The sequence below is a fragment of the Gordonia sp. NPDC003950 genome (assembly GCF_053605205.1).
On the sequence record NZ_JBSGIT010000003.1, the window covers coordinates 57232 to 77205 of the forward strand.

18 protein-coding genes are annotated in these 19974 nt (G+C 67.1%); 7 read left to right on the forward strand and 11 right to left on the reverse strand.

Annotated elements, in window-relative coordinates:
* Positions 1-2: 2 nt before the first annotated feature.
* Both ACWETB_RS03345 and pip read right to left on the reverse strand, forming a co-directional pair.
* Complete coding sequence (locus ACWETB_RS03345) at positions 3-1496, reverse strand: CYTH and CHAD domain-containing protein (RefSeq protein WP_452209280.1); 1494 nt, start codon at positions 1494-1496, stop codon at positions 3-5.
* 68 nt (positions 1497-1564) lie between these two features.
* On the reverse strand, positions 1565-2533 hold the full coding sequence (gene pip, locus ACWETB_RS03350; RefSeq protein WP_452209282.1) for a prolyl aminopeptidase: 969 nt from the start codon (positions 2531-2533) through the stop codon (positions 1565-1567).
* Positions 2534-2722: 189 nt separating this feature from the next.
* On the opposite strand from pip, the gene ACWETB_RS03355 reads away from it, so the two are divergent.
* Positions 2723-3340, forward strand: a complete 618-nt coding sequence (locus tag ACWETB_RS03355; protein ID WP_452209284.1) for a variant leucine-rich repeat-containing protein — start codon at positions 2723-2725, stop codon at positions 3338-3340.
* Positions 3341-3420: 80 nt separating this feature from the next.
* Here ACWETB_RS03355 and panB read toward each other — a convergent pair whose 3' ends face one another.
* Positions 3421-4287 carry a 3-methyl-2-oxobutanoate hydroxymethyltransferase gene (gene panB, locus ACWETB_RS03360; protein ID WP_449743746.1) on the reverse strand — a complete coding sequence of 289 codons (867 nt, stop codon included), beginning with the start codon at positions 4285-4287 and terminating at the stop codon, positions 3421-3423.
* 321 nt (positions 4288-4608) lie between these two features.
* Between panB and glnA (ACWETB_RS03365) the strand changes: the two genes are divergently transcribed.
* The 4 genes from glnA (ACWETB_RS03365) (at position 4609) to ACWETB_RS03380 (ending at position 10748) form a co-directional block, all read left to right on the forward strand.
* Complete coding sequence (glnA, locus tag ACWETB_RS03365) at positions 4609-5949, forward strand: type I glutamate--ammonia ligase (RefSeq protein ID WP_449743745.1); 1341 nt, start codon at positions 4609-4611, stop codon at positions 5947-5949.
* 103 nt (positions 5950-6052) lie between these two features.
* Positions 6053-9064 (forward strand): bifunctional [glutamine synthetase] adenylyltransferase/[glutamine synthetase]-adenylyl-L-tyrosine phosphorylase, encoded by a 3012-nt coding sequence (locus ACWETB_RS03370; RefSeq protein WP_452209287.1) that lies wholly within the window; start codon positions 6053-6055, stop codon positions 9062-9064.
* A 2-nt stretch (positions 9065-9066) separates the two neighbouring features.
* Entirely contained in the window at positions 9067-10008 is a 942-nt protein-coding gene (locus tag ACWETB_RS03375) for an endonuclease/exonuclease/phosphatase family protein (RefSeq protein WP_452209289.1), read from the forward strand.
* An 83-nt stretch (positions 10009-10091) separates the two neighbouring features.
* Positions 10092-10748: a biliverdin-producing heme oxygenase gene (locus tag ACWETB_RS03380; protein ID WP_449743742.1), complete on the forward strand. Its 657-nt coding sequence runs from the start codon at positions 10092-10094 to the stop codon at positions 10746-10748.
* A gap of 16 nt (positions 10749-10764) precedes the next feature.
* On the opposite strand, the gene ACWETB_RS03385 is transcribed toward ACWETB_RS03380, so the two are convergent.
* Complete coding sequence (locus ACWETB_RS03385) at positions 10765-11526, reverse strand: TetR/AcrR family transcriptional regulator (protein ID WP_449743741.1); 762 nt, start codon at positions 11524-11526, stop codon at positions 10765-10767.
* A gap of 99 nt (positions 11527-11625) precedes the next feature.
* Between ACWETB_RS03385 and ACWETB_RS03390 the strand changes: the two genes are divergently transcribed.
* Positions 11626-13152: an MFS transporter gene (locus tag ACWETB_RS03390; protein ID WP_449743740.1), complete on the forward strand. Its 1527-nt coding sequence runs from the start codon at positions 11626-11628 to the stop codon at positions 13150-13152.
* 7 nt (positions 13153-13159) lie between these two features.
* On the opposite strand, the gene ACWETB_RS03395 is transcribed toward ACWETB_RS03390, so the two are convergent.
* The 3 genes from ACWETB_RS03395 to glnA (ACWETB_RS03405) form a co-directional block, all read right to left on the reverse strand.
* Positions 13160-13573 carry a hypothetical protein gene (locus tag ACWETB_RS03395; protein ID WP_449743739.1) on the reverse strand — a complete coding sequence of 138 codons (414 nt, stop codon included), beginning with the start codon at positions 13571-13573 and terminating at the stop codon, positions 13160-13162.
* 79 nt (positions 13574-13652) lie between these two features.
* A complete protein-coding gene (locus ACWETB_RS03400) occupies positions 13653-13838 on the reverse strand; it encodes a hypothetical protein (protein WP_348804146.1) in 186 nt (61 codons plus the stop codon).
* A 189-nt stretch (positions 13839-14027) separates the two neighbouring features.
* Positions 14028-15461 carry a type I glutamate--ammonia ligase gene (glnA, locus tag ACWETB_RS03405; RefSeq protein WP_452209292.1) on the reverse strand — a complete coding sequence of 478 codons (1434 nt, stop codon included), beginning with the start codon at positions 15459-15461 and terminating at the stop codon, positions 14028-14030.
* A gap of 374 nt (positions 15462-15835) precedes the next feature.
* Between glnA (ACWETB_RS03405) and ACWETB_RS03410 the strand changes: the two genes are divergently transcribed.
* Positions 15836-16333, forward strand: a complete 498-nt coding sequence (locus tag ACWETB_RS03410; RefSeq protein ID WP_449743738.1) for an RDD family protein — start codon at positions 15836-15838, stop codon at positions 16331-16333.
* Between the two features lie 74 nt (positions 16334-16407).
* On the opposite strand, the gene ACWETB_RS03415 is transcribed toward ACWETB_RS03410, so the two are convergent.
* From ACWETB_RS03415 to ACWETB_RS03430, 4 genes are all read right to left on the reverse strand, one after another.
* Positions 16408-17154 carry a DUF4191 domain-containing protein gene (locus ACWETB_RS03415; RefSeq protein ID WP_452209295.1) on the reverse strand — a complete coding sequence of 249 codons (747 nt, stop codon included), beginning with the start codon at positions 17152-17154 and terminating at the stop codon, positions 16408-16410.
* Positions 17155-17219: 65 nt separating this feature from the next.
* Positions 17220-18266 (reverse strand): lipoyl synthase, encoded by a 1047-nt coding sequence (gene lipA, locus ACWETB_RS03420; RefSeq protein ID WP_452209297.1) that lies wholly within the window; start codon positions 18264-18266, stop codon positions 17220-17222.
* On the reverse strand, positions 18263-19045 hold the full coding sequence (lipB, locus tag ACWETB_RS03425; protein WP_449743735.1) for a lipoyl(octanoyl) transferase LipB: 783 nt from the start codon (positions 19043-19045) through the stop codon (positions 18263-18265). The genes lipA and lipB overlap by 4 nt, the downstream gene beginning before the upstream one ends.
* Positions 19046-19085: 40 nt before the next feature.
* Positions 19086-19973, reverse strand: coding sequence for a TIGR01777 family oxidoreductase (locus ACWETB_RS03430; protein ID WP_449743734.1), 888 nt, complete (start codon positions 19971-19973; stop codon positions 19086-19088).
* Position 19974 lies beyond the last annotated feature (1 nt).

Below are 19974 nucleotides of genomic sequence, written 5' to 3' on the forward strand. Positions count from 1 at the left end.
CGCTACAGCGCTTTCGCGGCCGTGCGATACGCGGCCAGGGCACGTTCGCCCGCGGCCTCCTGGAGCGTGTCGATCCGGCCCAGGAGGAACATGTCCCGCCCGCTGAGCGTGGTGGTGGTGTCGACGATCTCGCTCAGCCGGGCGCGGTTGATGCGGGTGTCGTTGTAATCGCCGAGTGCCGACTGGATCTTCTTCGCGACAGCGGCAACCTTTTGATACTTCTTGATCTGCAGCGGTTCTCCGGCATCGGTGGCATAGCGCAGCTTCTTGGCCCGCTTGCGGATCACGTGCAGTTGCTCCTGCCATTCGTGCGAACCCTCGGTGAGCGAGGCCAACTCGGCCTGCGCCTTCCGAATCTTCTTGCGGTTCTTGGCAATCGCGGCACCGACTGCCGACGATGCGGGTATGTCGGCGTCCGGGCCGGCCGGCGGGTCGGTGATCAGGGCGTCGATGTCGTCGAGGAGTGTGAAGTACCGCTGGGAGTTCATCGCGGCGTGGGCGGCCCGGATCGCCCGATCGTGGATGGCCGATTCGGTATCGGTGAGTGCGGCCGCCAGGGTTTCGGACGGTTCGAGCCCACGCAGCAGGTTCGTGTCGATCTCCAGTTGGACCTCAGAGTCCCGGGCCTCGCCCAGAATGCGTGCGAGCAGCTGCAATTCGTCGTTGAGATGGCCGGTGCGGTCCGGGTCGAGCACGGTGGGGAATCCGCTGAGGATGCTGCGGATGCGGCGGGTGGCCACCCGCATCTGGTGGACCGCGTCGGAGGCGTCGACGCGCACCTCGGGATCGTAGGCGATCAACGCGTTGCGATGAATCGCGAGGTCGGTGACGACCAGTTCCAGTGCGGTGGGGCGCTTTCCGAGCCGCGGCTCGGAGTGGACCGGGGTGGAGCCGATCGCCCGCGCGAGTTTCGACGCACTCGACGGCTCGTGTGCACCCGCCGCGCGGAGGTGCTTGTGGGCGGCCTTCAGTAGTCGTGGGGTGCCGCCGGCGAGGAGTTCGAACTCCCACTCCGACCACTGCTGGATGTCGCCGCCGGGCAGCAGTGACCGGGCGGTGACGTGATCCTCGGCGAACTCCGCGAGTTCGACGTCGTCGACGCCGAGCAGCGTGGTGATGGTGCGGGTGGTCGAGATGACCGCGACCGGGATGAGGCTGCGGTGGCGGGTGAGGGCGAGCACCGGGAGCATCAGTGCGTCGGGGATGTCACCGTCGGCGGGGGCCTCGTCGAATCCGATCCGCAGTTCCTTGCGGGCACCGGGAATGTCGGTGGGCCGCTTGAGATGCCACCCACTGTCGTGCCCGCCGGTGCGGCGGCGCATGGTGATCCGGTTGCCCGCCAGATCGAGGTTGTCGGTGTCGAAGTAGGTGGCGTCGAGGGTGAAGGTCTCGGGTGTGCGTGCACTCACCACTCCCGGCAGAGCCCGCAGATCCGGGGCGACGATGCCGGCCTCGACATCGAACTTCAGCTCAACTTCGACCTGCTCAGCGGCCACGGGTCCTCCTGTCGAGAAAACAGATATATCCGAAGTCTATGCGGTGGATCGTGGTGGCCGTCGCAGGCTCAGCGATCGGCGAAGCCGTCCGTCGCCTCGATCAGATGATGACGAATCCCCGGTTCAAAAGAGGCATGTCCGGCGTCGTCGACGATGTGCAGCGTCGCCGACGGCCACGCCCGGTGTAGATCCCACGCACTGCGCATGGGGCACACCACGTCGTAACGACCCTGCACGATCACGGCCGGGATGTCGGCGATGCGATCGATGTCGCGCAGCAGTTGTCCGTCGTCGAGGAAACCGTGGTGCACAAAGTAGTGGTTCTCGATGGCGGCGAAGGCGATGTCGAACCGCGGGCCGGCGTCCTCTTTGGCCGCGGCCGCCTCCGCCGGCTTGGGTACCAGGTAACTCGTCGCCTGTTCCCATCCGGTCCAGGCCCGCGCGGCGGTCGCCGCGATGCTCCGATCCTCGGAGGCGAGCAGTCGGTGATATGCGGCGACGAGATCGCCGTCGCGTTCGGCCTCCGGGATCGGGGCGAGGTAGGACTCCCACTCGTCGGGGTAGATGTGGGCGGCGCCGCCGTTGTAGTACCAGTCGATCTCGCTGCGGCGCAGCAGGAAGATGCCACGCAGGACGAGTTCGGTGACGCGATCGGGATGGGTTTGGGCGTAGGCCAGGCCCAGTGTGGAGCCCCACGAGCCGCCGAAGACCTGCCAGCGGTCGATGCCCAGGTGTTCGCGCAACGCCTCCATGTCGGCGATGAGTCCGGGGGTGGTGTTGACGGCGAGGTCGGCACCGTCGGCGATGTGGGGTCGCGACTTTCCGCATCCGCGCTGATCGAACAGCACGATCCGGTACCTGGCCGGGTCGAAGAACCGGCGTTGATCCGGCGCGGTCCCGCCACCCGGACCACCGTGGACGAACACCACCGGCTTGCCGTCCGGGTTACCGGAGGTCTCCCAATAGATTTGCTGACCGTCCGTGGTGCCCAGATGTCCCGACGCATAGGGCTCGATCTCCGGATAGAACTCGCGCATGTCTCGACCCTAGGGCATCGATGTGCGACCCATCGCGCGCCGACCGACGTCCTGGTCGTACATCACGGTGCGATGTGAGTTCGTCCGACCGGATGAAACCGGGCGGACGAACCGGGTGTGGGCGTCGGACTGCCGTAACGTGCGATGCGCGAAAGCGAACCGAGGCGCGGAAAGGACCACCAGTCGCCGATGATCGAACACATGCATCTGGCCGGACCGGCAGCGGTCGACGTCCTGGCCCGCCGCCGCGGCGGAAGCTACTCCATCTCCGGGAGCATCGGTTACATCATTGGCATCATCGTCCTGATCGCGGCGATCGCGGCGGGGAAGTGGCTGTGGCAGAACCGGGAGATGGTGGCCCGCCGACTTCGGCAGCTGCAAGCACCCGGAAACCAGAACTCGATGCCGCCCAACGGGATGTCACCGACTGCGATGCCGCCCGGCTCGATGCAGCCGGGGATGATGCCGCCGGTGTCTCCGTACGGTCAGATGCCGCCCGCCCCGGCGCCGACGGCGGGGCCGCCCATCGGAGCCGCGCCGCCACCGCCGCCGCCCCCGCCTCCCGCGTCGCCCCCGCCTCCCGCGTCGCCAGGTGCACCGCGCCCGGCTCCTGCTCCGGTCCCGCATGCGACGCCGGCACCGTCGGCTCCGGCCGCGTTGCCGGGCGATGTCCGGATGGCACGTGACCCGCAGACCCCTCGACACGTGCTGGTCCACATGGCCAACAACGCGCCGCAACTGCATCCGCATCTACTGGAGAATCCTGCGCTCGAACCCGGCCTGCGTCAGTGGTTGTCCACCCGCTGAGAAATCCCCGAAGATCACCGAACGCGACATGACGATGCCCGCCGATCACGGCGGGCATCGTCATGGTGGTATCGGGGAACTCAGTAGCTGTGCTCGGGGCCGGGGAAGACTCCGCGGCGCACCTCGTCGGCGTATTCGGCTGCGGCCGAACGGAGTTCACCGCCGACGTCGGCGAAGCGCTTGACGAACCTGGCGGTGCGGCCGTGGGTGAACCCGGCCATGTCCTGCCAGACGAGGACCTGTGCGTCGGTCTCGTTGCCCGCGCCGATACCCACGGTGGGGATGGTGAGCTTGCGGGTGATCTGGCCGGCGAGATCGGCCGGGACCATCTCCATGACGACGGCGAAGGCTCCGGCCTCCTGTACTGCGATGGCGTCGGCGATGGTCTGATCGGCGGCGTCGCCGCGGCCCTGGACGCGGAAACCGCCGAGTCCGTTGACGCTCTGCGGGGTGAACCCGATGTGGGCCATCACCGGGATGCCGGCGGCGGTCAGTGTGGCGATCTGATCCGCGACGCGTTCGCCGCCCTCGAGTTTGACTGCGTGGCAGCCGGTCTCCTTGAAGAAGCGCACCGCGGTCTCGAGGGCTTGCTGCGGGCCGGCCTCGTAGCTGCCGAAGGGGAGGTCGGCGACGACGAGGGCATGCGGTGCGCCACGGACCACGGCGCGCGCCAGCGGGATGAGTTCGTCGGTGCTGACCGGGATCGTGGTGTCGTAACCGAGGACGACGTTGGCCGCCGAGTCGCCGACGAGCAGGACCGGGATCTCGGCGTCGTCGAAGATTCGCGCGGTGGAGTAGTCGTAGGCGGTGAGCATCGACCATTTCTCGCCCTCGGCCTTCATCTGGGCGAGGTGATGAACGCGGGTGACTCGACGGCGCGCGGGTGCGGCGCCGGAATCTGCGGGAGTGGCCGGTGCGGACGCACCGTAGATGGAAACGTCGGACATCGTTGTCTCTTTTCTTCCTCGAGTCCTGCGTCGGCAGGTACCCGGGCGGGTGGGACAACTCATTGTCCCACCCGACGTTCACCCACAGGGCGCCGTCGCCTATGGGTTTGGTCACATCGGCGCCTCGGCGCTCGGCGCGAATCACGAGCTGATCGGCCGGGCGGATCGCTTCCGGCCGTGGTCCATGACGCCCAGGGCCATGTTCCACGATGAGAGAACAGTCGTCCGAATCGCGAGACGAGATGTCGAAAGTTGCAGGATGTTGCGTTCGACTTGTGAACGTAACACGGATTTAACAGGGCATCCCTAATGTCGGCGGTCATGGATCGCCAAAAGGAATTCGTGCTCCGGACCCTCGAAGAGCGCGACATCCGATTCGTGAGGCTATGGTTCACCGACGTTCTGGGATATCTCAAGTCCGTCGCGATCGCGCCGGCAGAGCTCGAGGGAGCGTTCTCCGAAGGGATCGGGTTCGACGGCTCGGCCATCGAAGGGTTCTCGCGGGTGTCGGAGGCCGACACCATCGCCAAGCCGGATCCGTCGACCTTCCAGATCCTGCCCTGGACCACCTCGGCCGGCCGTCATCACTCCGCACGCATGTTCTGTGACATCGCGATGCCCGACGGCACCCCGAGCTGGGCGGATTCCCGGCACGTGCTGCGCCGGCAGTTGAACAAGGCCGCCGATCTCGGATTCAGTTGCTACGTCCACCCCGAGATCGAGTTCTTCCTCCTCAAGGACGCGCCGCTGGACGGCAGCGTGCCCACCCCGGCGGATTCGGGCGGTTACTTCGATCAGGCCGTCCACGACGCGGCGCCCAACTTCCGTCGACATGCCATCGAGGCGCTCGAATCGATGGGCATCTCGGTGGAGTTCTCCCACCACGAGGGTGCACCCGGGCAGCAGGAGATCGATCTGCGCTACGCCGACGCGCTCTCGATGGCCGACAACGTGATGACCTTCCGCTACGTCATCAAAGAGGTCGCCATCGACGAGGGCACCTGGGCGACGTTCATGCCCAAGCCGTTCAGCGATCACCCGGGCTCGGCGATGCACACCCATATGAGCCTGTTCGAGGGCGAGACCAACGCGTTCCACAACCCCGACGATCCGATGCAGCTCTCCGACACCGGCAAGAAGTTCATCGCCGGCATCCTGCATCACGCCGCCGAGATCAGCGCGGTCACCAATCAGTGGGTGAACAGCTACAAGCGCCTCATCCACGGCGGTGAGGCCCCCACCGCGGCCACCTGGGGCGGCGCCAACCGGTCGGCGCTCATCCGCCTGCCGCTTTACACCCCCAACAAGGCGTCCTCGCGGCGCGTCGAGGTGCGCAGCCCCGACTCGGCCTGCAACCCCTACCTCACCTTTGCGGTCCTGCTCGCCGCCGGACTCAAGGGCATCGCCGAGGATTACGAACTCCCCGACGAGGCCGAGGACGACGTCTGGGCGCTGACCCCGGCGGAGCGTCGCGCCATGGGATACAAGGAACTGCCCGGCAGCCTCGCCGACGCGCTGCAGGCGATGGAGTCCTCCGAACTCGTTGCCGAAGCCCTCGGCGAGCACGTCTTCGAGTACTTCCTGCGCAACAAGTGGACCGAATGGACCAACTACCGCAGCCTGGTCACACCGTTCGAACTGAGGAATTACCTGCCGCTGTGACGCCGGTGCGCCCGGCACATCGGGCAACCGGCGCGCAGTTCGGCAGACACGCTGAAGGGGGACCGGCGTCGGTGTCCGGCGTGCGGGGCGTTATTTTCGTGGGGTGACATCGCTCCACGGTCGAGGTGCCGTCCCCAGCGCCGGGCGGTTGGGTCTGCTCAACTCGTCCGCGCCCGCCGACCTGGCCGAGTTGGGGTGGGATTCGGAGACGTCGATCGATCTGCTGTGGGCGCTGTCGCGGGCGCCCGATGCCGATCTGGCCCTGCGCGCGCTGACCCGGCTCCGTGCCGCCGCCGCGCCGGGCGACTGGGATGAGATCGATACCTTGCTGCGGGCGGACAAGGGGTTTCGAGGGCGGCTCTTCGGGATTCTCGGTTCCTCCGACGCCCTCGGCGATCACCTCGTCGCCGAGTCGTCGTCGTGGCGCACGCTCATCTCCGACACGCTCCCGAGCCTCGACGAGATCTACTCCTCGATGCTGGCGTCGGTCGACGCGGTGGCCGAACCCGGTGAACTGGAGAAGGGCAACAAGGTCTTTCGGGCCGGGTTCAGTGGGCCCAAGGCGGTTGTGGCGATGCGGCTGGCCTACCGTGACCTGATCCTGCAGCTCGCCGCGCACGACGTCGCCTCCACCGTCGAGGACGAGCAGGTGATGTGGTTCCCCGAGGTCGGGGCGTTCCTGGCCGATCTCGCCGACGCGGCATTGACCACCGCACTGGCGGTGGCCATCCGAGAGGTGTGCGGTGACGCGCCGTTGACCGTTCGGCTCGGAGTCATTGCGATGGGCAAATGCGGTGCGCGCGAACTGAATTACGTCAGCGACGTCGACGTGGTGTTCGTCAGCGAACCCGCCGACGGCCGCTCGGCCCGCATCGCCGGTGAGCTGATGCGGGTCGGATCGCTCGCGTTCTTCGAGGTCGACGCGGCGCTGCGCCCGGAGGGCAAGGCCGGGGCACTGACCCGCACGCTCGAATCACACATCGCCTATTACGACCGGTGGGCCAAGACCTGGGAGTTCCAGGCCCAGCTCAAGGCCCGGCCGATGACCGGCGACCTGGAACTGGCCAACGCGTACTACGAGGCGATCAACCCGCTCGTCTGGCAGGCGGCCGAACGCGAGGACTTCGTGCACGAGGTGCAGGCGATGCGTCGCCGCGTGGAGGAACTCGTCCCCGAGGACGAACGAGAACGCAACCTGAAGCTGGGCAGCGGCAGCCTGCGTGACGTCGAATTCGCCGTGCAACTGCTGCAGATGGTGCACGGCCGGGTCAACGAGAACCTCCGCGTCCGCGCCACCGTCGACGCGCTCGAGGCGCTGACCGCCGGTGGCTACGTGGGACGCGACGACGGGGCCAACCTCATCGCGTCGTACCAGTTCCTGCGGCTCCTCGAACATCGACTCCAGCTGCAGAAGATGACGCGGACCCATCTGCTGCCCGAGTTCGACGACGACGAGAGCATGCGGTGGCTCGCGCGCGCGGCCCACATCCGACGCGAAGGCGACCTGGACGCCACGGCGGTGTTGCGTCGCCAGATCAAACACCAGGCGCTGCGGGTGCGTCGGCTGCACCAGAAACTCTTCTATCGGCCGCTGTTGGAGGCCGCGACCCGCTTCAACCCCGAGGAACTGACGCTCAGCGACAAATCCGCCGAGAGGCGTCTGGCCGCGCTGGGCTACGCACAGCCCGAGCGGGCGCTCAGCCACATCCGGGCCCTCGCATCGGCGCCGGGGCGACGCGGTCAGGTGCAGTTGCTGATCCTGCCGCAACTCCTCGAGCACATCGGCGACACCCCGGACCCGGACGCCGGACTGCTCAACTACCGCCGGCTCTGTGAGGAGATGGACAACGACTGGTTCCTGCGGCTGCTCCGCGACGACGGTGTGGTCGCCGAACGCCTGATGAAGGTGTTGGGGACCTCCGAGTTCATCGCGAATCTGCTGATGCGCTCGCCGGAGGTCATCCACCTCTACTCCGACGGGGCCAACGGGCCCAAACTCTGCGAGGCCCGCCCCGAGGACGTGGCCAAGGGCCTCGTCGCCTCCGCGGTGCGCCAGACCGATCTGCAGCGGGCTGTCGCCGTGGCACGGTCGCACCGCCGTGCCGAGCTGGCCCGCATCGCCTCGGCCGACGTCCTGGGAATGATGGATGTGCCGCAGGTCTGCCACGCCTTGTCGAGCATCTGGGCCGCGGTCCTCAACGCGGCGCTCACCGTGGCCACCAACGCCTCCGAAGCGGAACGGGGCGCGGAGGCGCCGGCGCTCATCGCGGTCATCGGTATGGGACGTCTGGGCGGACTGGAGCTGGGCTACGGCTCCGACGCCGACGTGCTGTTTGTCTGCCAGCCCAAACCCGGCGCCGACGAGCAGGTCGCGGTGCGCTGGGCGCAGAGCATTGCCGAACGGGTCCGGTCGATGCTGGGTTCGCCCAGTCAGGATCCGCCCCTGGTGGTCGACACCGGTCTGCGTCCCGAGGGGCGCAACGGGCCGGTGGTGCGCACCCTGGCGGCGTACGAGGCGTACTACGAGCAGTGGGCCCAGCCGTGGGAGATCCAGGCATTGCTGCGGGCCCATCAGGTGGCCGGCGACAATCAACTCGGCATCGACTTCCTGCACATGGCCGACCGGATCCGGTACCCGGCCGGCGGGGTGTCGTCGGCGGCGGTGCGTGAGATCCGGCGGATCAAGGCCCGCGTCGACTCCGAACGGCTGCCGCGTGGCGCCGACCCGGCCACCCACACCAAACTGGGACGCGGGGGTCTTGCCGACGTCGAGTGGACCGTGCAGCTCATGCAGCTGCGCTACGCCCACCGATACGCGTCCCTGCACAACACCTCGACCCTGCAGACCCTCGACGCGATCGGTTCTGCGGAACTGCTGGGGGAGAACGATGTCGCGACCCTCAAACAGGCGTGGCTGACCGCGACCAAGGCCCGCAACGCGCTGGTCCTGGTGCGTGGTAAGCCGGTCGATCAACTGCCGGCGCCCGGAAAGCAGTTGCGGCAGATCGCTTTTGCGGCCGGCTGGCCGGAGGATCAGGCGGCGGAGTTTCTGGAGAACTACCTGCGGGTGACCCGCCGGGCAAAGAACGTGGTGCGCAAGGTCTTCGGGGCCTAGCAGTGCGCAGACTGCTTGCCTTCGTCGCGATCACCATCGGATGGATCCTGCTCGCGGCCACCGGCGTCGCCGACTTTCTACACTTCTTCACCTCCCGTGGCACCTATGCGATCTACGCCACCGCACTGGTCCCGCTGACGATCGTGACCGGCGTGGCGGCGTTCGTGTTCTTCCTCGTGCTTCGGCGGTGGGTGGCGCTGGCGCTGACGGTCGTCGCGATCGCGGTGTTGTGCTTCACGCAAGGACCGCTCTGGGTGTCCCAGACCGCCCCCGCCGGTGACCGTTTCACCGTGGTCACCGCCAATCTTCAGTTCGGCGGTGGCAACGTCGACGACGTCGCGGCGGCCGCTGCGGACGCCGACCTCGTCTCCTTGCAGGAGGTCACCCCGGAGGCACTCGCCCGGGTCCGCGAAAGTGCGCTGGCACAACGACTTCGGTATGAGTACGCGATTCCGGGACCGCAGGCCGCAGGCACCGTCCTGCTCAGCAGTCGGCCACTTACCGACGAGCAGCGTATCCCCAACATGGTGCTCAACAACCTCTCCGCACGTACCCCGGTCCCGGGCGCGCGGTCGACGAGAGTGCTGGCGGTGCACACGCCGGCGCCGTTGAGCGGGCATGCCGGCGACTGGGCGCAGGACATGGGCCTGCTCAAAGCGCAACTCCAGGCTTTGCCCGACGGCCCGGTGATCGTGGCCGGCGACGTCAACGCGACCTGGGATCACGTGCAGTGCCGAGACCTCTTGACCGACGGATTCGCCGACACCACCTCCCAGGCCGGGGCCGGATGGCGCCCGACCTTCCCGACCGATCGATTCGGTGACCGACCTCTCGCGGCGATCGATCACGTGATCGTGCGCGGGTTCATTGCGACCTCGGTGCGGACTTTCTCGGTGTCGGGGTCGGACCATCGGGGTGTGGTGGTCACCCTGGTGGCCGCCTGACCGTCCGCGCCGGGGGCTGGTGGTGTGATCAGGTTTGCCACACCTTTCCTCCGTCGTGCCCAGGGTGGTATCAAAGGTGCATCATGACGTCGATTTCCGATCCCCCCGCCACGGTCCCCCCGGCCACGGTGTCCGCGCGGCTGCGTGCGGCCACCGCGGTGGCACATGAGCAGGCCGAGAGTTCCCCGTTTATCGACGACCTGATGTCGGGCCGACTCGATGTCGATGCGTACGCCGGGCTGGCGCAGCAACTGCTGTTCGTCTATCGCGCTCTGGAAGATGTCGGGGATCGGCTCGCCGGTGACCCGGTGGCCGACGCGGTCCGTGACGAGAGGCTACGGCGGGTCCCGCGGCTGACGGCCGATCTCACCGCCCTGGGTGTGGACGTCGATGCCCTCACTCCTTCGCCGGCGGTGGTGGGCTATGTTTCGGCGATCGAGGCCACCGCGGTCGACCCGGCTCGCTACGTCGCCCACCACTACACGCGGTACCTCGGCGACCTCAGCGGGGGACAGGTCGTCGCGCACCGGATGCGTCAGCATTACGGCGTCGACGACGCCGCGCTGACCTTCTACGCCTTCGACATCGACAAGCTCAAGCGCTACAAGGATTCCTACCGGGACAGCCTCGACGCGCTGCCCCTCGATGCCGAGGGCGTCGACCGTCTCGTCGACGAGGCGATCGGGGCGTTCGGCCACAATCAGGCGCTCTTCGCCGACCTGGCGGCCGATCGCGACTGATCGTTTGGTGGATGGCTCACGCGCGCTCGATCGTGTGCGCCAGTCCGTCGAGAATCACCTCGAGCCCGAATTCGAGTTGCTCGGTCACGAAGTCGTCGTTGTCGTCGGTCAGCCGGGCGTCGCCCACCGCACCGAGCAGCGCGGGATAGTGGGTGTCGTCGATGAGGTGGACGACCATCTCCTCATAGCTCATCGCCGACGGGGATTCCGGGCGGGCGCTGCCGAGCAGGCCCATCTGCGTCGCCTGCCGGAGGGTCTGACGGACGAAACCGTCGACGAGCAGGAGTGCGTTCATCTTGTGCTGACCCGAGAGCGCTGTGCCGTCGAAGCAGCGGATGCCGGCCTCGGTCCAGGACAGGACGTTGGGGCCCACCGGCGGCCGCGACATCGGGATCTCGGTGAGCCAGGGCCGTCGTCGTAGGTCCGCCGCAGCCGTCATGGCCCACTCGCCGATGCGCTCGCGCCAGGTTCCGCGAGTGCCCAGCGCGTCGTCGGCGGGGCCGTATGCCTCGTCGACGAGCAGGTCGATGATGTCGGCCTTGCTGTCGACGTAGCGATACAACGCCATGGTGCTCAGCCCGACGGCGTCGGCGATGGCCTTCATCGACACCGCCTCCCACCCCCGTTCGTCGGCGACCGACACCGCGGCGCGGGCGATGTCTCGGACGGTCAGCGCCGGTCTCGGGCCGCGTTTGGTCGTCGGAACCGAACGACCCCACAACGCTGCGATCGATCTCGGGAGGGATGCGGCGACGTCCGCGTCGTCGGATGAGGGCATGCCTCCATCGTACTAATTGCTTGTGCTGTACGCAGATAACTCCTATCATCTGGATATGACATAAACAGTATGTGTCATACGCAGAAAGGAGTTGTTCTCATGACCTCTCGTTCCCCGTGGCTGTCGGTGGTGATCCTCTGCCTACCGATGCTGATCGTCTCGATGGATGTCTCGGTGCTGTTCTTCGCCGTGCCCTACATCGCGGCCGACCTCAATCCTTCTCCCGTGCAACAACTCTGGATCTTCGATGTCTACGGCTTCGTTCTCGCCGGGCTCCTGCTGACCATGGGGTCGGTGGCCGATCGGGTCGGGCACCGACGGCTGTTGATGTGGGGCGCAGCGGGATTCGGCGCCGCCTCCGTCCTCGCGGCGACAGCCTCTTCGCCGGCGATGCTCATCGGTGCGCGCGCCGTCCTGGCGATGTCGGGTGCCACGCTCATGCCCACCACGCTGGCCCTCATCAAGTACGTCTTCGACGGTGACGACGCGCGCCGGGCCAAGGCCATCGCGACCTGGAATGCCGTGCTGGCGGGCGGAGTGGCCGTCGGCCCCATCATCTCCGGACTACTCCTCGAGCACTTCTGGTGGGGATCGGTTTTCCTGATCAACCTGCCGGTGATGGCGCTGCTGCTGATCGTGGCGCCGTTCGTGCTTCCCGGGGCGACGGCGGTGGCCGGGCGGCACGTCGACCTGCCCAGCGCGGTGCTGGCGCTGGCCGGTGTGCTGCCGACGGTGTACGCGCTCAAGGAGTTGGCCGCGAACGGCTGGTCACCACAGCGTGGCCTGATGCTGGTCGTCGGTGTGGTGGCATTGTGTGCCTTCGTTGTTCGCCAGCAGCGTCTGACGGTACCGATGCTCGATCTCGGGCTTCTGGCACAACGGCGGTTCGCGGTGTCGGTCACGACGAATCTGGTGTGCATGTTCGCGCTGCTCGGCAACTCGGTGATCGTCACCCAGTATCTGCAGTCGGTGCTCGGCTACAGTCCGCTGCGGGCCGCGGTGTGGAGTGTGCTGCCGACGGTGGCGGTTGCCGTCGCCGCGCCGGTCGCGGTGAGCGCCGCCGCACGCATGGGAAGGCCCGTGGTGATGATCAGCGGGCTACTCGTGGGGGTCGGGGGATATGTGGTGCTCGCGTTCTCCGGAACACACACCTTGATCACGGCGCTCGTCGGATCGGCACTGCTCGCGTCGGGGATCGTCGCGACGACGTCGGTGGTGGCCGATCATGTCGTCGGTCTCGCCCCGACGGAACGCGCAGGTGCCACGGCCGGACTCTTGGAGACCACCAGCGAACTCGGCGGCGCGCTCGGTATCGCGGTGCTCGGTAGTGTCGTGAGCGTGGTGTATCGGTCGGCGTTCCCCTCCGCGGCAGGATCGGGGGCGGCGGCGGACAGTCTCGCCGGTGCCGTCGCCCAGTCTCATTCGCTGCCGCCCGGCGACGCCGCAACAGTGGTGGACGCGGCACGTGCCGCGTATGTGAGCGGGATGTCGGCGGCGGCGTGGACCGGCGCCGCGGTGCTCCTCGCCTGCGCGGCACTGGTCGCATGGGCAACCTGGATGCCCCGTCGACGGCTTCGGCGCGTCGAACCACTGGGGATCGTTGCGCCGATCGGAGGCCGCGGGTGAGTGGTGGTCAGTTCTTGGCGTCGGACGCGTTCTCGCGGGCTTCGCGGATGCCGGCCTTGGCGAGCAAGAAGGGAACGACGAGAGTCGCGAGCGCGGTCACCAGCCACACGATGACGGTGGCGGCGATCCAGGTGGGGATGCCGGTGATCGAGATGCCGTCACCGACGGGGAGCAACTGCGTCAGCAGCAGGGCGACGAAGGTGGACACCAGCCCGACCCCACCGAGCAGCGCCTCGGCGTTCTTGGCGACGAACTTGGTGATGAACGGTCCCAGAATCAGTTGTGCCGCAGAAAAAATCACCAGCGCGAGCAGAAATCCGGCCCAGTGGATCGTCATATCGTCGAGCACCGCGGTGGCGACCAACAATCCGATGGCCGCCGAGATCAGATACACGAGCGTGCGGATGAGTATGCGGATCATGGCCTCACCCTAAGACGGTCTCGTCATGTTCTGTGGTTCTGTGGGAGAACTCGGCGTGTGCGAAACGCCGGCGAATTCGTCAGAGAACTTCGACTTTTGAGCCGGTCTTGAGAACGAATTGCTCGCGATCATCGGAGCTGTGGACGAGTTCGACGAGGCGCTCGTCGGTTCCATGCGGGACCTGCTTGCGCACGACAGCGGTAACGCCGTCCACGCTGATGCGATCACCGGGAGCCAAATCTTCAACAAAAAGCATACGGGACATGTGGGAAAGGTTACGGCCTGCGCTGTGATTGCGTGAGAGGAAAAGGTCCCGCGTGGGATCCTTCACACACAGTTGACGTAACGGCCGGGATTTTGACGATTCTCTCGCATCCGGATGCCGAATGGCCCACCGGCAATGCCGGTGGGCCATTGGATTCCGTGCATGCGGCCGGGTCACCGACCGTCCGCGTCAGCAGTCGTAGTAGAGCGCGAACTCATACGGATGCGGACGGATCTGCACCGGCTCGATCTCGTTCTCGCGCTTGAGCGCGATCCAGGTCTCGATGAGGTCCTCGGTGAACACGCCACCGGCGGTGAGGTATTCGTGATCCTCTTCGAGCTTGTCGATGACCGCCGACAGCGAGGTCGGGGCCTGCGGGATGCCCTTGGCCTCCTCCGGCGGGAGCTCGTAGAGGTCCTTGTCGACGGGCTCGTGCGGCTCGATCTTGTTCTTGATGCCGTCGAGACCGGCCATCATCATCGCCGCGAAGGCCAGGTACGGGTTACCCGAGCTGTCCGGGCAACGGAACTCGAGGCGCTTGGCCTTCGGGTTGTTGCCGGTGATCGGGATACGCACGCAGGCGCTGCGGTTTCGCTGGCTGTAGACCAGGTTGATCGGGGCCTCGTAGCCGGGCACCAGACGCTTGTAGGAGTTCACCGTCGGGTTGGTAAAGGCCAGCAGCGACGGGGCGTGGTGCAGGATGCCGCCGATGTAGTAACGCGCCAGGTCCGACAGGCCCGCGTAGCCTGCCTCGTCGTGGAACAGCGGCTTGCCGTCCTTCCACAGCGACTGGTGGGCGTGCATGCCCGAGCCGTTGTCACCGAAGAGCGGCTTCGGCATGAAGGTGACCGTCTTGCCGTTGGCGTATGCGGTGTTCTTGATGATGTACTTGAACAGCAGAACGTCGTCGGCCGCATGCAGCAACGTGTTGAACTTGTAGTTGATCTCGGCCTGGCCACCGGTGCCGACCTCGTGGTGACCGCGCTCGAGCTCGAAACCGGCGTTGGTCAGGTTGGACGACATCTCGTCGCGCAGGTCGACGTAGTGGTCGTAGGGGGCCACCGGGAAGTACCCGCCCTTGGGGCGGACCTTGTAGCCGAGGTTCGGGCTGCCGTCCGGATCGGTCGGCGAACCGGAGTTCCACCAGCCCGATTCGGACTCGACCTCGTAGAAGGTGCCGTTCATCTGCGAGTCGAAGGCGACCGAGTCGAAGATGTAGAACTCGGCCTCGGCGCCGAAGAAGCAGGTGTCGGCGATGCCGGTGGAGGCGAGGTAGTCCTCGGCCTTGCGGGCGACGTTGCGCGGGTCGCGGCTGTAGGCCTCGCGGGTGAACGGGTCGTGGACGAAGAAGCTGACGTTCATCGTCTTGGCCTTGCGGAACGGGTCGATCCGCGCGGTGGCCGGGTCGGGCAGCAGCATCATGTCCGACTCGTCGATCGACTGGAATCCACGGACCGACGATCCGTCGAACGCCAGACCGTCCTCGAACACCGACTCGTCGAACGCCGAGGCGGGAATCGAGAAGTGCTGCATCACACCGGGCAGGTCGCAGAAGCGGATGTCGACGTACTCGACACCCGACGACTTGATGCCCTCGAGAAGTTCTTCGTTGCTGCTGTACACCGTGCGGTGACTCCTTCATGTTGTCGGGGTCAGGCCGCGTGAGCGTGACCTGACACGCCTGGTCCGCTTTCGAGAGGCGACAGCGGATCTCAGACTGAACCGTATGGACGTGACGTTGCCCGTACGTCAAAGCCATGTTTCTCGTGTGTTACGCGGATCTGGCGGTCGGGGCGTCGTACCCAGTGCAACTATTCCGTATCGACCACGCGGGGGGAAAGGGATCCCCCTCATTGCCCTCGTGGACCAACCCCGGGCGGGATCGGGCGCGGCGGCCGGGCCCACAATCAGGCCTCTACCATGGGACTCATGCACGATCCGGAGTTCTGTTCCCGTCCTATCGCCACGTCGACGTCACCGGCGGAGGTGATCTGCTGATGGGACGCGCCACCGGATCGTGGTTGTCGGGTCCACAGTCCAGCCGGCCCGTCGATCTCGAGTACCGCGGTGCCGATCTCGGGCTGCCCGAGTGCGGGCCGGGTTCCCTGGTCGGGGGCTGGCCGCGCACCCTCGCACTGCTCATCGACTGGCTGATCGGCGGCGGGTTGGCCCTGCTGTTCGTGAGCTTCGGTTCACCCAACCTCGGCCTGGCGGTCCTCGCGGTCTGGTTCGTCATCGGCGTGGTCTCGGTGACGCTCTTCGGATTCACGCCCGGCCAGTTCGCCGTGGGGATCCGGGTGGCCCGCGTCGATCACGGACCCGATCGGATGGCCGACGAGGTGGCCGGCGCCGTGCCGATCGCGTCGGTCGGGCCGATCCGGGCTCTGGCGCGTCAGGTGCTGATCGTGTTCCTGGTGCCCGCACTCATGAACGATTACAACGGCCGCGCCCTGCATGACCGCGCCACCGGCACGGCGATGGTGCACACGCGCTGACGCGGGAGTTGCCGGATCGGTGCGCCGATCCGGTCATCACTCACTGCGGGGCCCATCGAGGGGCGGGTGGACGCTCAGGCGCCCCGGCGGCGCGCGGTGCGCTGCATGCTGCGCACCTTGGCGTTGCCCGGGATCGGACCCTTGGGCATACCCGGACCCGGCTGGCGGCTGCCGAGCGCCGACAGCCGGCCCTCGAGGGTTTCCATCCGCTTGCGATCGATGTTGCCGGGCAGCTTGTTCAGGTGACGTTCGAGTTTGGACAGCGGCACCTGGCCGTCGTCGTTGCCGACCATGATCTCGTAGATCGGGGTATCACCGACGACGCGGGCCACCTTCTTCTTCTCTTGTCCGAGAAGGGTCTTCACGCGGGCGGGGGAGCCCTCGCCGACGAGGATCACACCCGGCTTGCCGATCACCCGGTGCACGGCGTCGAGATGTGAGGTGCCGGTGACGGCCTGCTGGACTCGCCACTGACCGCGCATATTGGACAGCGCCCATCCGGCCGCACCGGGCTGGCCCTCGGCCTTGGTGTACACGGTCTTCTGGACGCGTCGCCCGAAGAGCAGGAAGGCGGCGAGGATGCCGAGCACGACGCCGAGCGGGATCAACAACCACGGAGAGCCGATCAGCAGGCCGATGACCACGAAGATCGCCACGATCAGCACGAAGAGGCCGACCATGTACGGGATCAGCCGTTTGTCTTCCTTGCGCTGCATCTGGAAGGCCTGCCAGAGCTGCGTGATGCGCTCCTTGCTTGCCTGCCTACGGGCCTTCCTCGCGGCCTTCTTGTCCTCTTTGCTCGCCGCCTGCGCCTTTGCCATGCCCTCCAGGATACGTCCGAACCGGACGCGATCGACACGTGGTCACGACTCGGGGTGAACAGTCGTCAGCGGGCCAGTCGGGTCATCAGCGACGAGGCCTCCTGGCTGGCCGAACCCTCGGCGGCGAGGTGCGCGAGGGAATCGGAGAGTGTGCGGCCGTGGTGGGCCATCGCCTGCGCGTAGAGCCGTCCGGCGCGATAGGACGAGCGGACCAGCGGACCGGCCATCACCCCGGCGAACCCGATCTCCTCGGCGAACTCCGAGTGATCGACGAACTCCTCCGGCTTGACCCACCGCTCGACCGGATGATGCCGCGGCGAGGGACGCAGGTACTGGGTGATCGTCAGGATGTCGCAGCCTGCCTCGTGCAGGTCGACGATCGCCGACTGCACCTCCTCGGGGGTCTCGCCCATGCCGAGGATCAGGTTGGACTTGGTGACCAGACCGAAGTCACGCGCCTGGGTGAGGACGTCGAGTGACCGCTCGTAGCGGAACGCCGGCCGGATCCGCTTGAAGATTCGCGGCACGGTCTCCAGGTTGTGTGCGAGCACCTCGGGACGGGCGTCGAAGACTTCGGCGAGCAGATCGGGCTTCGCATGGAAATCGGGGATCAGGTTCTCCACGCCGGTACCCGGGTTCAGCCGATGGATCGCCCGGACCGTCTCGGCGTAGAGCCACGCACCCTCGTCCGGCAGGTCGTCGCGCGCGACACCGGTGATCGTCGAATACCGCAGACCCATCGCCTGCACGCTCTCGGCGACGCGGCGCGGTTCGTCACGATCGAGTTCGGCAGGTTTACCCGTGTCGATCTGGCAGAAGTCGCAACGTCGGGTGCACTGCTCGCCGCCGATGAGGAAGGTGGCCTCGCGGTCCTCCCAGCATTCGAAGATGTTGGGGCAGCCTGCTTCCTCGCAGACCGTGTGCAGCCCTTCGCGTTTCACCAGCCCCTTGAGCTCGGTGTACTCCGGGCCCATTGTGGCCCGCGTCTTGATCCAGCTCGGCTTGCGTTCGATCGGGGTCTGCGCGTTGCGGACCTCGAGGCGCAACAGTTTGCGGCCTTCGGGCGGTACGCCGGGGGAGGCGGACTGGGGGGTATCGGGTGCCACGGTCACTGCTCCGATCCTACGCGCGGCGTACGAGCGTCACCGTCTGCAGCCGACGATGTGGGCCGGTCGATCGCGTCGAGGACCGCGGTGATCACCTCGTCGGTGATCGCGGCGACGGTGACCGGGTGAGAAGACTCACGCGACAGCGAGGTGACCCCGGCGTCGGCGATGCCGCACGGGACGATCGCGTCGAAGGCGCTCAGATCGGGGTCGACGTTGAGTGCGAACCCGTGCAGCGCGACACCGCGCGCGACCCGGATGCCGATCTGACCGAGTTTGCGTTCGGGGCTTCGGCCCGGCGCCGGCGTGACGTCGGGACCGTCGATCACCCAAACCCCGGAACGTCCCTCGACCCGAGTGGTGGCGACGCCGCGACCGGCGCACACCGCCATCAACGCGGCCTCCAACCGGCGCACGTACTCGACGACGTCAAGGGGTTCGGCGAGCTTGACGATCGGGTAGCCGACGAGCTGTCCCGGACCGTGCCAGGTAATCCGGCCGCCGCGGTCGACGTCGATCACCTCGGCGCCGTTGGTCGGGCGATCGGAGTCCTCCGTGCGCTTACCCGCGGTGTAGATCGAGGGGTGCTCCAGGACCAGCAGCAGATCGTGATCGAGGGTGCCCTCGGCGCGCTCGGCGGCCAGCCGGTGCTGCAGGTCGTAGGCCTCGCGGTAGCCGAGCACACCCAGGTGGCGGACCTCGACCGGCGTCGACGCCGACCGCACCGATATCCGGCGGTCGCCGGGTGCGGGGGAGGTGGACTTCTCGTCGAGATCAGTGGCCATGTGCGTGGTCCGGTGTGGCGGCGTTGGTCGGTGGGTGAGATCAGTGGCCATTGGCGTAGTCCAAGGCCGCGGCGATTGTCGGGTGGGTGAATTCGAAGTCGTGATCGGTCAGCACAGCGGGTGCAACGCGTTGGGAGGCCAGAACCATTTCCTCGATCATCTCACCGCCGACCGCCCGCGCCGCGAACGCCGGGACCGCGAACAGGGTGGGACGGTGCACGGACGAACCCAGTGCGTCGACGAAGGTGGCGAAATGCACGGCCGACGGCGCGCACAGGTTGACCGGGCCGCTGATCTGCGACTCGAGCACGAAAGTGATCGCACGCACCTCGTCGAGCAGTGAGATCCACGAAAAGTACTGTCGCCCATTGCCTATCGTGCCACCGAGCCCCAGCTTGAACAGCGGTCGCAACCGCGACAGGATGCCACCGTTGCGGGCGAGGACGGGCGCCGTGCGTAACAGCGCCAGACGGGTGTCGGTGCCGACGTTGTCGGTGGCGGCCTTCTCCCAGTCGGTGGTCAGCTCGGCGAGGAATCCGGAGCCGGCGTCGTCGGCCTCGGTGACCACCCGATCGCCGGTGTCACCGTAGAAACCGGTGGCGCTGGCGGAGATCAGGGTCGGCACGCCGGCGTCGCGGACGGCTTCGGCGATCACCTGGGTCGGGGTGATCCGGGAGTCGCGGAGCTCCTGTTTGAACCGTCCGCTCCACCGGCCGTTGCCGATCCCGACACCGCCGAGACTGATCACCGCGTCGACGCCGTCGAGGGCCTCGTCCGGCACCCCGAACGATTCCGGGTCCCAGCTGAACTCGCCGGGTTCGGACGCCTCGCGCCGGACCAGTCGCCGGACGGTGTGGCCGGCGGATTCCAGCGCCGGAGCCAGGGCCGAACCGATCAGGCCCGAGGCTCCGGCGAGGGCAATCCGCATC